This window comes from Pseudomonas sp. MS646, assembly GCF_036693845.1.
GTDB classification, from domain to species: Bacteria; Pseudomonadota; Gammaproteobacteria; order Pseudomonadales; family Pseudomonadaceae; genus Aquipseudomonas; species Aquipseudomonas chlororaphis_E.
In genome coordinates this window covers 488930-503729 of record NZ_CP144763.1, presented here as the reverse complement: position 1 = coordinate 503729, position 14800 = coordinate 488930, and the positions used below count along the sequence as shown (strand labels likewise).

Genomic DNA, 14800 nt, shown 5'->3' with positions numbered 1-14800 from the left:
CGTTACCCCCGTCAAGGAGACCATGATGTCGCTGAAGAAAATCGCCGTTACCGCCGCCCTGTTGCTCAGCACCCTGCCGGCCATCAGCCAGGCCCGTGATACCGCGTTGTTCCTGCCGTTCGACAAGGTTGTCGCCGAAGCCATCCGCACCGGCAAGATCGACGGCAGCGTGAAGTTCTACCTGGCGGGTAACAAGCCGGCCGGCAACGTCACCGTGATCAGCCCCGGTGCCGTGACCAACAAGAAGACCAACGCCTTCAACAAGTCCGACGAAGTGGCGTGCGAATGGGTCCTGCAATCGGCCCTGATCAGCCTGCACCAGGCGGCCAAGAACGCTGGCGCCAACGCCGTGACCAACATCGTCAGCTTCTACAAGAGCAACGAACGCAAGGACCCGACCACCTACGAATGCCACGCCGGCGCAATCATGGCCGGGGTCGCGCTGAAAGGAGACCTGGCAAAAGTCCAGTAAGCCCTGCGTTGATCACTCCCACGCTCCGCGTGGGAATGATCAGCCCTTGCTAGCTTGCCTGGCGCCGCGCCGGGCGGTATCTATCTACCGCCCGGCGCTCTCCGCGCTTCAATAGGTTGTTCTTCCGAACACTTTCCCAGGAAGAACAACATGCTGGACACCACCCCCTCGCGGGCCGATAGCCCGACAGACCCGAGCGCCCCGCTGATAAACCTGCTGGAGGCCTCGCAGCAGCGGATGATTCGCCTGAACGGCGCCATGCCACGTTCCTCGACAGTGCTGGCCCGGCACCTGAATGACGGGCTGCGCCGCGTCCTCCCCGACCTGTCCGACCACCTCACCGCCCAGGACCTGTTCGTCTGCCGGCAGCAGGACGGGATCAAGACCACGGTCCGCCTCGATACGCTGTTCGAGCGGGCGATCGCCGGGCGCTTGGATGCGCTCGCATTCTTCGACGAGGCCAGCGACATCGAACTCGTCATCGATCAGCATCACACCCGGCCCACCTCCCAAGCCCTGGCCAACCTTAAGCACCTGATCAGCCTACCCCCGGCGTCGTGCATTCAACTGCTGACCCAGGCCTTGGACGACTTCTGGGCCAGCTCCGCCGATTTCAGCCAGGGCCTGAGCATCAGCCAATGGCTGGCCACCGAGCTGGCCCTGCAACTCAGGGCCCAGGCAGACCTGCACCAGTTGGACGCAACGTTGCGCCCGTCGATGTACAAGGCGTTGACGGAGCGCACGCTGCCGGCACCGGACGCAGCGTCGCGGGCACGGATGGCGGAACACCAACGTCCCGGCGTCCACAGCCTGAGCGTGATCCCGTCCGGGTGGGCGGTCAGCGTGCCGGTGCCCATGGCCGCGGTGCTGACCCAACATGCAGACCCCAACGAGTCAGGCGGCGCGCTGCTGTACCGTCCCGGCGAGCCGCTGCACATCCACGACGACCTGGCGGCGCTCAAGGCCAGCCTGAAGGAAGACGGCGACCCCGGAGACGAGATCGAAACGGCCCCCATCACCGAAAATTTCCTGGCCCGCCTGGTCAGCGAACTGCGGACAGAGCAAAAGAGCGCCGTCGCCAGCGTGTTCCTCGGCGGCCCGGAACAAACACAGGAGATCGGCACCTGGTTGGGCAGGCTGGACGCCGCCGCGCAACTGGGCAATCGGCTGGACCTGGCCGCGGCCATGGACGAACGCGAATTGCGGCTGGGGCTGAACAAGCTCGACGACTGGTTGCACGGCAACCCTCACGTCACCGGCGGCGATCGCCTGGCGTGGTGGGAAGCGACCCAAGCCGTGCAAACCACGCTGGTGGACAAACCGCCCGCGCCAGACCCGGTGACACTGGCCACCCCGGATGCCCTTCGCGCTCGCACCCGCACCTTGCTCGCAGGTTTGATCCGCGAGAAATACCCGCCGGTCGACCCCGACGATGTGTCGCTGAGCATCCGCAAAGAGGTGATCGACCCCCACGCCCCGACCGGCGGCTCACCGTTTGGGTCCGGAGTATCCCAAGGCAGTGTCAGGGGCGTCGTCGATGATCGTCGCTCCCTGACGCAATGGGCAATGTCCAACCTGACGCTGGAAGAACGCAATGCGCCTCACACCACCGTGGATGGGCCGCTGAGCTTCGCGCAGATTGTCGAGGTCATCGAAAGGGCCAATGTGGGCGCCCGCCTGCCGACCGAAGTGCAAGTGGCCGCCTGGCAGACCCAAGCGCCCTGGATGGCCCTGAAAGCGCAGCAGATGCGCGCACAGGTGTGGGCGGCGCACATTTCCGGCGACCTGCGGCATGACCGCGACAATACCGGGCTCAAACTGGTGCTGGCGGCGCTGGACAGCCCCACGGCGAAAGGCCGTGGCAAGGTCGGCGGGCATGAGGCGGTGGTTCGTCAACTGCAATGGGGCGACAGCGTCTTGAAAGACGTGCTGGCGTTCGGGGTCAAGTCACTCGCCAGTCGCCCTTCGCTGACGCTCTACACACCGGGCGCTCCCGACGGCAAGGTGTTCAGGGACGTCGACGCGGCGAGCAGCCGGACGCTGGAAGCGAGCGTGGTGCAGACCCTCACCGCCACACCGCAGATGACCCGCTGGCTGATTGCGCAGTTGCCGTTACTGGACCAGGCCGAGCAGCTTGCCAGCCTGGTGCCGCTGTCGGAAAACCTGACGTTCGAGCAAAAAATCAAGACAGTCACGCGCTCTGTCTTCGCTTGGACGAAGGACCGGGCACAGAATGACTTCGCGAAGAAAATCGCCGCCCCCACGGTGGAGGCCGACCTGTTCAAGGTGCTGCACGAAACGCAGATCACCCACGCGATCAAGACCACGCAGATGCTGACGGTGAGCAATGCCGAGCGCGACAGCGCGTTTGCACAGCAAGGGCGTCGGAACGCCGTCATGCTGCTGACGGGCGCCATGTCGATGTTCCCGGTGGGACGGCTCGGCGGTCTGTTGGGTCGCGCGATCCTGCCAACCATGGTGGGCGGTGCCGCGGTGTCGGCCATCGATGACGAAGGCGGTAGCGTTCACCAATGGACCACTGACTTTATCGCGGGGCTGGGCGAGGTCATCGCCGAAGCCGGCCAGGACCTGATCATGGCCCGCGCCGGGCGCCGTCGGCAGGCACGCCCGACGCTGTCGTCCCTGCCGCGGCTACCGGATCCGGAGCTGGAACCCTTCCGCCTCAACGGCTTCGACGGGCACGGGTTGATTGCCGAGGGGCGCCACCGGTACAGGGGCGCTGATGGCCAGGGCTACCTGATGCTGGGGGATGGCTATTACAAAACGGCGGTCCAGGCCGGCGAACGGATCATCTATGCGCCGGACAACCGCTCGAATCAGCGAACGGTCGTTTGGGAAAATGACCGCTGGCGCGTGGTGGAGCGCGATCGGCTCAGGGGCGGCGGCCCGCTCCTGAGCCTGTTCGGGCGTCCGCCGGAAACACCGCAGCAGCGTACATGCGCCGCCTTGGTGGAGGCCGTACTGGTGATGAATCGCTACCCCACCCGTGAAGCCGTCAGCACCGCAAAGGCCATTTTCGACTCGATGCCCGAAGCGCTGGCCGAACGCATACTCCGCGAGAGCATGGCGGACGTCGGTGTCGCCGACATCAACGCTTACCGTACCCAGATAACCGACTGGACCCGCAGCCAGGGTGATCTGGCCAAACGCAGGGCCAGCCTGCGGGACCTGCTGGACAAGATGAACACCTGGAGCATCGTCGTGCTCAGTTGCGAGAGCATCGAGACCAACGTCTCCAGCGTTACCCTGAGCGAAGCCCAGAAAATAAAAATCTACGACACGATAATGACGCACAAGAATATCTTCTTCACCGAAGACCGGATCCAGGTCCATACAACGGTCATCACCGACAACATCACCGGCGCCATCTTCATGACGTTCACCTCCAAAGGCGGAAAGAAGAAAGCGGCCATGGACAAGATCGCGAACGACACCCGGGAGATGCTGAATGCCGTGGAAGCCAGGCTGGAGGCCCACGTGCAGGCGCGATTGCCCGGCAATAATCCAGAAGCACAGTCGGCCCGGGACAGCTACACGAACTCGGCGCAATACTACAACGAGCTGATCACCGCCCTGCGCGAAGAAAAGCAGCGCAGGCACAAGCCCGGGCTGCTGACCGAGATCCGCAACAATCGAGTGCCCTACATCATCGCCAACAAAGGCCAGGCACAACGCGACGTCACACTGCTCACCGGGGAAGACATCACCAACTTCAGCCGGACACTGGCCAACTACGAACCCTTCGACATCGAGCTCGTGACCCAGGCCCGAAGCCACAAAGTGGAAGGCACAACGTCCGCCGAGCCCTCCACGGCCTTGCCCGCCCCGTCGCCGGCACCGGACAAGTTCATCGTCACCAACAGCCCATTGGCTGAAGCCCAGATGGCGTATGCCACCTTCTCGCAGGCCGCTCAAACCAGGGTGAACGTCATCACGGAAGATATTCGTGCGGGACGGATCACTACCAAGAAGATCAACCGCTACTACTGGTACACCATGGCCCAACTGACCCCGGGCGGCGGCAAGGGCGCCTGGCGCGCCGCGTTTGAACGCAAGGGCGATACCTGGACACTCCAGGGGTTCTACGACTACCACGTCAACGGACCTGCGACGGTCTGGGAAGGTTGACCCCTGCAAGCGTGCCCCCGCAAAAAAGTCCTTTTGGTCAGGGCTTTCGTCGCGGGGGCCTCGCTTCAAACAGCATCGCCTGCAGAGGAGGACTCAAATACAGAATATGGAGTGGGTATTTTCAGAAACTTCCTACAGGACGATTTTGACCCTCCGAGCTAGGGTCATTTCTTCAACCCTATCGGGACAAGCCGATGAACGAACTCACCTCCAAAGCCGTCATTGTCTTCAGCGGCGGCCAAGATTCGACCACCTGTCTCATTCATGCGTTACCGCGATACGAACAAATCCATTGCATAACGTTTGATTACGGCCAGCGCCATCGCGCTGAGATCGAAGTGGCTCGCCAGCTTTGCAAGAAACTACGCGTCACCGCACACAAAATCTTGGATACCTCGTTGCTCAACGACCTGGCCATCAGCAGCCTGACCCGCGACCACATCCCCATCCCGCCAGCAAACAGTGCCCCTCACGGCCTACCCACCACCTTCGTTCCCGGCCGAAACATTCTGTTTTTGACACTGGCGTCCATCTACGCTTATCAGGTAGGCGCCCAGGCCGTCATCACAGGTGTCTGCGAAACGGATTTCTCCGGCTACCCAGACTGCCGTGACGGGTTCATCAAGGCTATGAACAGGGCCGTTGAGCTGGGCATGGACTATAAACTGCGCATCGAAACACCCCTGATGTGGCTGACCAAGGCAGAAACCTGGGCGCTGGCCGATTATCACAACCAGCTGGAACTGGTCCATCAAGAAACACTGACCTGCTACAATGGGATCAAGGGACACGGATGCGGCAGTTGCGACGCCTGTAGCCTTCGCGCGAACGGCCTGGAGCAGTTCTTGAAGAACGGAGAAAAGGTGATGGACAGTTTGAAAAGCAAGCTAGCGTTGTAGTGAGTGCCGAGTACGTAGGGGATTGGGCTAACGCCCATCCCCTCGACGTCATGCCGCTTGAGTTCCAACCGCATAATGCCTGAATAATTTCCTGGCCCCATAGGCGGGCAACACATTAAAAAAGGCGAAAGCCACTTTTATAACTATCTGAACGTAAACGATGGCCAAAATATCTTCGTTCTTCATCGTGCCGTAGAATGCAATGAAGCAGAATATAAAGCTGTCTATGATCGCCGCAAAAAAAGTGCTGAAAAACACCCTAAAAAAAAGAAATCTTGATCGAGTCAGATTTTTGATTTTGCTTAGCAGATAGGAGTTGGCATATTCAGAAAAAAGAAACGAGACAGAAGATGCGATCAGCGCAGACGACACATGCGTAATCACCTCACCATAGGCTCCTTCTAACTTCCAGTCGGGCAATCCAGGTAGCCAACCGGTGATACTCAACAAAACCAGGATAAATGCATTATTGATAAAGGCAAAAAAAATTGCCTTACGCGCCAACCTGAGCCCAAATGACTCATTCAATACATCGACCACCAAAAAAGTCAGCGGGTAAAGAAATACTCCAGGTGTCACCACCACATCAAAACGCTCTATATAAACAAGCTTTGCTGCTGACACATTGGTAAAGACATAGAGCGCAAACAGCATCAGGTTCAGGGCGACGTAGGCTAACCAAGACCGCTCATGGCGATCCTTAATCTCATAAGCGGTTACAGCAGCCCCTCCAGAATAAAACTTTCTGTAGATGTCTTTTATCTCAGACTTGCTCAATTCATCAATCAAGTGGCTTCCCAAGAGCTCGTCGAGTTTTACCTTCACTACCCTCCCGGTAGTAATCACCATGATGACCGCCAAACCTTTACTGCTTTCATACCCTAAAAGCTTATACTTGGCACTTCCAGCATCCCCACCACTAACCATTGAATCTCTCCTCAATAACGGCTCCAATGACATAAAATCCATCTAACTCAAAACTCGGCTCGCTTACGATATTCAACTTTTTAGTCAGTTTATGGCAGACCAACTTTTCGCCCGCGCCATGAACACCCCCCTTGCTTATGATCAGCAGGTTCCCTGCCTCGTTTTTTCCGGCAATATCTGATTCCAAAAGGACGGCTATCAAATTGCGGGCTGAGCCAAAGTAATACGTTAAAGGGTGCGAAACAGCCAGCTCACCAATTCTTTTGTCAAGGTTCTGCAACAGCAAGCTCTCCCGGATCACTGGCACTGCTGCTGGATTCATGTTCCCGTGCAGAGAAATAGTGCTTTCAATAACCTCTCTAGCCTCGAAGTCAACAGTTTCTATTTCGTGATAAGAAACTCCAAAAAAATCAGATATTTTGCGAACAGTAGACTGTTGCACATTAACCACACGCCCTTCGAGAATGTTATAGATAGTCGTCCTAGTCAGACCGCTTGCATTGCACAGTGAGAGCTGCGTTTCGCCACGACTCTTTATAAGATATCTAATATTACTTTTTAACTTCTCTGTCCTGTCTTTTCTGTACATATAAACTTCACCATTTCCCTATAGCCGCAGAAATCTTCACTGGACTGGCTACGAGGCGATTTTCCAGGATCGGCATACTACACATCCAGCCCAAGAGAAAAAACCAGAATGTGAAATCCATCCCTCCACGCCACCCCACTTGTTTACTCCAATTAAACAATCAACAGAGCTTTCTTACACTGATTACGGAATGCACTTTCAGACATAAGGATGCAACGCCGCGATTAATCGCCACCCCAGCTCGACCGCCTAAATCAACACAGCTTCTAAGACCCACCAAAGAATCATTTTTTTACACTGATGTTAATTTTTTTGATTAATTACTTAAAATTTTCTGGTAATAAAATTCACACCGTCGGTTCATGCATGGATGCCAAAGATCTCGATTGAGTAGTGAGACTGACGTCTTCTTAACCTTGCAAGGAGCTGCTGTGATGAGAAAGGTCACCGCGACGGACCCCGAATCCCCGGAATCCATCAACACCATCAATATTTCCTCCACCCACAAAGGCCATGACACCCTCGCCAACGCACGCCTACATGATCAAGAGCGCCCCGATCCGGTGAACAACGTGTTCACCGTGATTGCGAACGTCGACACTGAATCCCTGCTCTGCCACGCCAGTGAAAATCTCGCCTCATTGAGCGTCATGGCCAGCGATCTTGCAGACCAATTGAACGGCCCCCGCCGTAACGTCGCCTTGGCTATGCAGCAACTCACCGTCCTGTGCGAGTTATTGGTGAATCGAGCACTCGATGATTTGGATCCTCCCCAGGAATTATCAGAAGCTTCTTTAGCCGGCCAACGCTAAGCCGTGCCATTTATCCAGGCCATGGAGGTTTGTTGTTATGGACAGGTACATCCCCATCACCGGCATCGATTGCACGTCCGCTTCGCTACTGATCGACACGCAGGCACCGCTGGACGTGTTGCATGAAACAGCGGCCGACCGGGTACGTGTGGCGACTCAGCTACTTGAAAGTCTGGCGTTTGAAGAGGGCCCCTACAGCGAATTGGCGCGCGTGCTGGTCGTTTCGCTACGCGAAGGCTGTGATTTACTGGACGTTGTTGGGCGACGATTGCAGACGCAGATGATGGAATAAAAAAGAAAGCGCGCCTTTGCAGACTGTGTGAAAACCTAGCAATCTGCCCGGTGCTCAAAAAAATGCTCCGTATCGAAAGATACGGAGCATTTTTCGTTATGGCCTACATCAAGGGACAGTCCCGCAGTCAGACGAGCCTGTTTCCGGTATCGCTGGAAGAGTTGATATCCGAGGATCACCTGGTTCACGTTATCGATGTCTACGTCGCCAAGCTGGATCTGGTGCGATTGGAATTTGATAAAGCGCTAGACGAACTGACGGTCACTGCCGATGCTAGGGCGACCGCATTTACCAGGCGAAAATGAGCGACTGCGCTGCACTGAGGCTAAGCGCCGATATGTCACACGTCATGCTCACGAAAAGGGCGTTTGCTTGGAACCACCGTCAGTGCGTTTTCACACAGTCTGTTTACGGAGCCGTTAGCACTCACCCTACGCAATAGAACCATCCCCACCACCGGTCAACAACGCCACGAACGCCCGCGCCATCGGCGAGCGCTGGTCCTTGCGTTGCACCAGCCACACCGCCGACACCGCCGCCGGATCGAGCAGCGGGCGGTAGACGACGCCGTCGATGCGCATGCGCTGGTAGGAGGCGGGCAAGACCGAAACACCCAGCCCCGCTGCCACCAGCCCGATGATGGTCATCGCCTCGCCGGCTTCCTGGGCGAAGTGCGGGCTGAAACCGGCGTCGCGGGCCAGGCTCAGCAATTGCGCGTAGAGACCGCTGCCGTAGCTGCGAGGAAAGAACACGAACGGCTCCTGGGCCAGCGCCGACAGGAACAGCCCGGCATCGCTGCCCTGGGCCAGCGGGTGCTTGGAGCTGAGCACGGCCACCAGCGGCTCGCGGCTGAGTTCGATCTCGCTCAGGGACTCGGGCAGCGGCAACGGTCGCATGATGCCCACCTCGATCTCCCCCTCCATCAAACCGTCGGCCACCTGGGTGCTGCTCATTTCCCGCAGGTTCAGGTGCACGGCGGGAAAGCGCTGGCGGAACGTGAACAGCGCCTGGGGGATCGTCGAGTTGAACGGCGCCGAGGAGGTGAAGCCGATCTTCAGTTCGCCCAGCTCGCCTAACTGCGCGCGACGGGCCACGTCGGCGGCCTTGTCGACCTGGGCCAGCACCCGCCGCGCCTCGTCGAGGAACAATCGGCCGGCCTCGCTCAACTCGACCCGGCGATTGGTGCGCTCGAACAAACGCGCACCGACTTCCTGCTCCAGCGCCTGGATCTGCTGGCTCAGGGGTGGTTGGGAGATGCCGAGGGCCAAGGCGGCACGGCCGAAATGCAGTTCTTCGGCCACGGCGATGAAGTAACGCAGGTGACGCAGTTCCATGGTCCACCTAACAAGTCGCAAAACGTCTTAAACAGGTCGAACAATATATTGGATAGAAACATTAGCCGGCTATATGCTTTTTTCACTGCCTGCCTGATCGTGCTCCTGCGAGGTCCACCGTGAAAACTGCTGTCGCGCCACTGGCCCATGAAATTCCCCCCCGCGTACAGGATGACGTCGTCACTGAACTGAAGGACATCTACATCGAGAAAGGCACGCCGATGTTCATGCGCACGGTGCTGGCGCTGTTTTGCGGCGGCTTCGCGACGTTCGCCCTGTTGTACTGCGTGCAGCCGATGATGCCGTTGTTGTCCAAGGAGTTTGCCGTCAACGCGGCGCAAAGCAGCCTGATCCTTTCGGTGGCGACCGGCCTGCTCGCCATCGGCCTGTTGATCACCGGCCCGATTTCCGACCGCATCGGCCGCAAGCCGGTGATGGTCGCCGCCCTGTTCGCCGCCGCCCTGTGCACCCTAGCCAGCGCCATGATGCCGACCTGGCACGGCGTCCTGCTGCTGCGTGCGCTGGTGGGGCTGTCGCTGAGCGGGCTGGCCGCGGTGACGATGACGTACCTGAGCGAAGAGATCCACCCCAAGCACATCGGCCTGGCGATGGGGCTGTACATCGCCGGCAATGCCATCGGTGGCATGAGCGGACGCTTGATCACCGGCGTGCTGATCGACTTCGTCAGTTGGCACACCGCGATGCTGGTGATTGGCGGCCTGGCCCTGATCGCCGCGGCGGTCTTCTGGCGGATCCTGCCGGAGTCGCGCAATTTCCGGCCCCGCTCGCTGCACCCGCGCAGCCTGCTCGACGGCTTTACCCAGCACTTTCGCGACGCTGGCCTGCCGCTGCTGTTCCTTGAAGCCTTCGTCCTGATGGGCGCCTTCGTGACCCTGTTCAACTACATCGGCTACCGCCTGCTGGCCGAGCCTTATCATCTGGACCAGGCCTTCGTCGGACTGCTGTCGGTGGTGTACCTGTCGGGTATCTACAGCTCGGCAAAAGTCGGCGCGCTGGCGGACAAGCTGGGGCGGCGCAAGATGCTCTGGGCAACCATCGCGCTGATGCTGGCCGGCCTCGCACTGACGATGGCCACGTCGCTGATGCTGGTGATCCCGGGCATGCTGGTGTTCACCTTCGGCTTCTTCGGCGCCCACTCGGTCGCCAGCAGTTGGATCGGCCGCCGCGCCCTCACCGCCAAGGGGCAGGCCTCCTCGCTTTACCTGTTCAGCTATTACGCCGGGTCGAGCGTGGCCGGCACGGCGGGCGGCGTGGCCTGGCACGTGGGGGGTTGGAACGGGGTCGGCCTGTTCATCGGCGCGTTGCTGGTGGTGGCCTTGTGGGTGGCGGTGAAGCTGGCGAAGTTGCCGGTGTTGCCAGGTAACCTGGCGGTTTAGACAGACACCGCCAGGATCGGCCCAGTCCCTGTGGCGAGGGGATTTATCCCCGTCAGGCTGCGAAGCGGCCTCGGTTTCTACGCCGCAGTGCAGTCCAATGGCGAGCGCTTCGCACTCGAACGGGGATAAATCCCCTCGCCACAGGCGCCTCTTTCCAACCAATCATTGTGCCAACACCACCCGCGCCTCCAACACCTTCCCCCGCACCTCCAGGGTCAGCGCGTGCAGCACCGCGCCGTCGCGTTCGTGGCGGTCCAGCCAGTGCAGCAATGGGTTGGCGTCACCGGTGACCATGAGTCGCAGCGCATCGCCATCGACCTCCATCTCGGCGATGTCCAGCCCCGCCGCCGTGGCGCTGTCATTGACGCGCACCGACAAGGGTCGGTCCGCGGTGTCCCGGGCCGGTGCGGCGCGCTGGATCCGCACGCTCAGTTCGGCCTGTTGGCGGTACTGCCGTTCGGCGACTTCAAGCCGTTGCGCCATGGGGCGCCCGATCGAGGTGTAGCCCACGGTCACCAGCACCAGCCCGGCCGTCCCCAGCAACAACCCTTGCTCACGGCGCGACACGCCTGCCCAGGCTTGTTTCAGCCTCTGTAGTGCCTTGACGTTCATCCACCGTTCTCCAGCGTCAGGATGGCCTGCACGCGATTGCCTTGTTTGCTCGCGCTGCCCAGGATCAGGGGCAGACCGTTCTGTTGGCCGCGTTCGCGCAGTTGTTCCAGCTCGACAAAACTGTTGGCCGTCAGTTGGAGCTTCCAGCCCTCGCCTGCGCGAAAGTCGATGCGCTGCACCTCGACATGACTGGCGCCGACGACACGCTCCACCAGATGAACCAGGCGCGCCACCTGGGTGTCCTGGTCCTGTCCGCCGCGCCCCTGCATGGCCTGGAACTGCGCGGCCAGGTCGACGATGCGGCTTTGTCCGGGGTACAGCGCCCGGAACCGCTGCTCGCTCTGGCTGTACAGCCGTCGCGTTTCGCCTTCCAGAAAGCGCACGCGGGCTTCGCTGAACACCCAGCTCAGCACCAACACACCCAGCGCCGCGGCCATCGCACCGCGCCATGGCAAGCGCTGGCGGCGGCGCCGGAACTCGCCTTGCAACAAGTCAACGGGGTGTCCGCCCGCGCTCAGCAACCATTCATCGATGCCCGGACGGTCGCGGGCCTCGTCCAGCCAGTGGATGTCCTCGCCAAGCCCTGGCTTGAGCACCGTCAGGGCCGGGCCCGACAATGCCATCCGTGCCGCCAGCGCACCGCCCAGCAACCAGCGGCCAAACCAGCGCACGCCAAACGCCTGGTCACCGGCCAACAGGTCGGCATCGACGTGCACCGCCCGCACGGCGACACCCTGTTCGTCGAGCAAGGCCAGTAACGCCCGGAACCGGTCCCGTTGCGTCACCAGCAGCGGGTAACGGTGCTGCCGGTCCCGGGCGCCGACGGCGATGTGCAGCACTTCCAGGTTTTCACTCAGTTGCTCTTCGATGGCGAATGCCAGCGCCTGGGGTCGCGGCGGGCGGCGAGAGGGCCAGGGGTCGCTGCGCACCCAACTGCACAGTTCCATCGGCAACAGCACGACGACCTCACGCCCGAGCAGTTCACGGGCCGCTTCGTGCAGGGGCAAGCAGCGTCGCTCGCCCGTCGGCGACCATATGCAGCAGGGCCAGTTGGCAGAGGGCGCGCCCAGGCCTTCGGCGGTCAGGTAAAGCCAGGTTTTCATCAGGGGAGCTCACCAGGGCTGAAGGGTAAGAAACGACGCTGGCGCACGGTCCAGCGTCCGGTCGTGGCATCACGCTCGAGGTCCGAAGCCAGGCGCAGACGGTTGCCGGCGCGGGTCACGCTCACGGTGATGCGGAACCAGCGACTGGTCACGCCCAGGCCATGGCTGCTGAGGCCCAGGCCGGCAACCAGCGGATCATTGGTAAACGCCTGCACACTGGCGTAGGGCGTTTGCCAGCGCCGCTGGGCCAACGCCCTGGCCGGCTCGTCCTCCATGCCGTCGAGGGTCATTAGCAACAGCGGCGGCGCGGTGTTGACGTTCAACCGGGCCTCCTTGGGCAGCAGCACCACCCAAGGCGCCAGGCGCCGCAGCATCGAGCCATCGATGCCAGGCAACAGGCGCAGTTGACTCAACTCGTGCACCACCCCGACCTGAGGCAACGACATCGATGGCAGATCCAGCAAGGCAAGCAATCGGCTCCATCGACCCAAGGTCACCTGGTCGACTTGCCCCTGGGCCAACAACGGGGTGAGGTTCAGCCGCGCCGACAAATCCTCGATCGCGACGTGGACCTGGGCGTCGTCCAGCGCCCAGGCCGGTTCGCGCCGCGCCCAGTCCTGGCTCAGGTCAACGACCCCGGACGACGCGGCCACGCTCTCTTGCAGCACCGCTTGCGCCCAGGCTTCCCCGGCCAGCCCAAGCTGGCGCAGCTGGACCTGTTGCAGCGGCTGGGCGCTGCTGTGCAACAACAGGCGATGGCTGTGCAACATGCCACCGATCACCAGCAACGCCAGGCTCAGCACCAGCAGCACGCTGATCAGCGCTACCCCTCGCTGTCGACTCATCGCGACGCTCCCGGCAACAGCAGCACCCGGCGTACCTGTTCGAAACGCCCGGTCGACACCACCAGTTCCAGTGCCAGCGGCGCGACCTCACGCACGGTTTCGCTGCGCCAGCCGCGCTGCGGATCGAACACCCGCCAGCTCAGGCCGCGCACTTCGTCGAGCAATTTCTGCTGCTGCACAACGGTGCTGCCTTCTGCGCGACTGTCGCGCCACAGCACGCGGCCTTCGAGTCGATAAGCCACCGCCTGCCGCTCGCTGCGCGGCAGGTCCTGTGGGTTGCGCCAATGGCTGCGCTGCAATTGCAGGCCCGTCGGCGCGAGCACGACCGAGCCAAGGACGGCCTGCCAGGCATCGCGCTCGATCACCCCCACGGCCCGTTGCAAGGCGCGGATGTCTCGCTCGTGATGACCGGCGCCTTGCTGGGCTCGCACGACGCCGTCGAACAGCCGCCAACTGGCCAGGCCGAGCAAGGCGAAAATGGCAATGACGATGACCAGTTCCAACAAGGTGAAACCCGACTGTCTATTCATCACGCTGGCGGATCCACCCCAGGGTGCGGTGCACAACCGCCGGACTGCCGGCTCGGCTGACCTGGATCTCGACCTGGAGCAGGCGCGGGTCATGGGCCGGGGCGATACGCTGTTGCAGCGTCCAGTCGCGACGCCCCAGGCGCAGGTCCAGCCGTTGCCGCCCAGGCGCCGGGGTCGGGTGCAGGCGCAGCTCGCTCAACTGATTGTCCGCCAGCCACGCGCCGAACAGCCGCTCCTCCAGCCCGGCGCCCTGCTTGAGCACGAACTGGCTGGCCGAAAGCACCGCTGCCGACACCGTGGCAAAAATCGCCAAGGCGATCATGACTTCCAGCAGGGTGAAGCCCCGGCTATCGACCGCCAGCCTGCTCGCCTTACTCATCGATCGAGGGCTCCGACAGGCCATCGCTCGACACCGCGGACAAGCGCTGGCCGGCGACCTGGACAAACAGGCGAAACGGGCTGATTTCATCGCTGCTGAGCATCAGCAACTGCGGCGCGCCCGACGTGTCATCGAGGACCACGGCGTGGCCGTCCTGCTCCAGGCCAAGGGACAGTGGCTGCGGCAAGCGTTGCAAGGTCGCCACCGCGGTCCAGCCCTGGGCGTCGAGGCGCAGCGCCTGATAACCGTGCTTGTGGATGCGCAGTCCATATTCCTCGCTCTCCAGCACCGCCCGCTCGCGCAACTGCTGCACCACCCGGATGAACGCCCCGGCTTGCTGCCGCGCTTCCCTGGCCGGGTTCGGGCCCACGGCGAGGCTGACCATGCCGGCCGCGATCGCGATCAGGACGACGACCACCATCAGTTCCAGCAGGGTAAAACCCCGGTAACGGGCGCGCAT

General features: G+C 61.2%; 15 protein-coding genes and 1 pseudogene. 7 read left to right on the top strand and 9 right to left on the bottom strand.

The features are described from left to right. Positions 1–25 precede the first annotated feature (25 nt). From V3H56_RS02165 to queC, 3 genes are all read left to right on the top strand, one after another. Complete coding sequence (locus V3H56_RS02165) at positions 26–472, top strand: excinuclease (protein WP_042727942.1); 447 nt, start codon at positions 26–28, stop codon at positions 470–472. A gap of 150 nt (positions 473–622) precedes the next feature. Next, the gene (locus V3H56_RS02160) at positions 623–4621 is read left to right on the top strand and encodes a DUF6543 domain-containing protein (RefSeq protein WP_338474173.1); all 3999 of its coding nucleotides are present in this window, start codon (positions 623–625) and stop codon (positions 4619–4621) included. A 194-nt stretch (positions 4622–4815) separates the two neighbouring features. Further along, positions 4816–5520, top strand: a complete 705-nt coding sequence (queC, locus tag V3H56_RS02155) for a 7-cyano-7-deazaguanine synthase QueC (protein WP_053148507.1) — start codon at positions 4816–4818, stop codon at positions 5518–5520. Positions 5521–5568: 48 nt separating this feature from the next. Here the strand turns inward: queC and V3H56_RS02150 are convergent, their stop codons facing one another. Both V3H56_RS02150 and V3H56_RS02145 read right to left on the bottom strand, forming a co-directional pair. Then, entirely contained in the window at positions 5569–6447 is an 879-nt protein-coding gene (locus tag V3H56_RS02150; RefSeq protein WP_047736116.1) for a queuosine precursor transporter, read from the bottom strand. Continuing rightward, positions 6440–7036 carry a helix-turn-helix transcriptional regulator gene (locus V3H56_RS02145; protein WP_047736117.1) on the bottom strand — a complete coding sequence of 199 codons (597 nt, stop codon included), beginning with the start codon at positions 7034–7036 and terminating at the stop codon, positions 6440–6442. Before V3H56_RS02145 ends, V3H56_RS02150 begins: the two co-directional genes overlap by 8 nt. A gap of 434 nt (positions 7037–7470) precedes the next feature. On the opposite strand from V3H56_RS02145, the gene V3H56_RS02140 reads away from it, so the two are divergent. The 3 genes and pseudogenes from V3H56_RS02140 to V3H56_RS02130 form a co-directional block, all read left to right on the top strand. Next, the gene (locus tag V3H56_RS02140; RefSeq protein ID WP_047736118.1) at positions 7471–7848 is read left to right on the top strand and encodes a DUF6124 family protein; all 378 of its coding nucleotides are present in this window, start codon (positions 7471–7473) and stop codon (positions 7846–7848) included. Positions 7849–7885: 37 nt separating this feature from the next. Next, positions 7886–8140, top strand: coding sequence for a hypothetical protein (locus V3H56_RS02135; RefSeq protein ID WP_047736119.1), 255 nt, complete (start codon positions 7886–7888; stop codon positions 8138–8140). 98 nt (positions 8141–8238) lie between these two features. Further along, positions 8239–8388 (top strand): annotated as a pseudogene (locus V3H56_RS02130) (IS5/IS1182 family transposase); the annotation flags it as partial. Positions 8389–8571: 183 nt separating this feature from the next. Here the strand turns inward: V3H56_RS02130 and V3H56_RS02125 are convergent. Next, on the bottom strand, positions 8572–9474 hold the full coding sequence (locus tag V3H56_RS02125) for a LysR family transcriptional regulator (protein ID WP_047736121.1): 903 nt from the start codon (positions 9472–9474) through the stop codon (positions 8572–8574). Between the two features lie 221 nt (positions 9475–9695). On the opposite strand from V3H56_RS02125, the gene V3H56_RS02120 reads away from it, so the two are divergent. Then, positions 9696–10871 (top strand): MFS transporter, encoded by a 1176-nt coding sequence (locus V3H56_RS02120; protein ID WP_234407999.1) that lies wholly within the window; start codon positions 9696–9698, stop codon positions 10869–10871. Positions 10872–11033: 162 nt separating this feature from the next. On the opposite strand, the gene gspM is transcribed toward V3H56_RS02120, so the two are convergent. The 6 genes from gspM to gspH are packed head-to-tail and all read right to left on the bottom strand — an operon-like array spanning position 11034 to position 14800. Continuing rightward, positions 11034–11483 carry a type II secretion system protein GspM gene (gene gspM, locus V3H56_RS02115; protein ID WP_042731793.1) on the bottom strand — a complete coding sequence of 150 codons (450 nt, stop codon included), beginning with the start codon at positions 11481–11483 and terminating at the stop codon, positions 11034–11036. Next, the gene (gene gspL, locus V3H56_RS02110; protein ID WP_338474172.1) at positions 11480–12586 is read right to left on the bottom strand and encodes a type II secretion system protein GspL; all 1107 of its coding nucleotides are present in this window, start codon (positions 12584–12586) and stop codon (positions 11480–11482) included. Before gspL ends, gspM begins: the two co-directional genes overlap by 4 nt. After that, positions 12586–13431, bottom strand: coding sequence for a type II secretion system minor pseudopilin GspK (gene gspK / locus V3H56_RS02105; RefSeq protein WP_338474171.1), 846 nt, complete (start codon positions 13429–13431; stop codon positions 12586–12588). The genes gspL and gspK overlap by 1 nt, the downstream gene beginning before the upstream one ends. Then, the gene (locus V3H56_RS02100) at positions 13428–13961 is read right to left on the bottom strand and encodes a type II secretion system protein GspJ (RefSeq protein WP_338474170.1); all 534 of its coding nucleotides are present in this window, start codon (positions 13959–13961) and stop codon (positions 13428–13430) included. Before V3H56_RS02100 ends, gspK begins: the two co-directional genes overlap by 4 nt. After that, positions 13954–14340 (bottom strand): type II secretion system minor pseudopilin GspI, encoded by a 387-nt coding sequence (gspI, locus tag V3H56_RS02095; protein WP_338474169.1) that lies wholly within the window; start codon positions 14338–14340, stop codon positions 13954–13956. The genes V3H56_RS02100 and gspI overlap by 8 nt, the downstream gene beginning before the upstream one ends. After that, positions 14333–14800, bottom strand: a complete 468-nt coding sequence (gspH, locus tag V3H56_RS02090) for a type II secretion system minor pseudopilin GspH (RefSeq protein WP_338474168.1) — start codon at positions 14798–14800, stop codon at positions 14333–14335. Before gspH ends, gspI begins: the two co-directional genes overlap by 8 nt.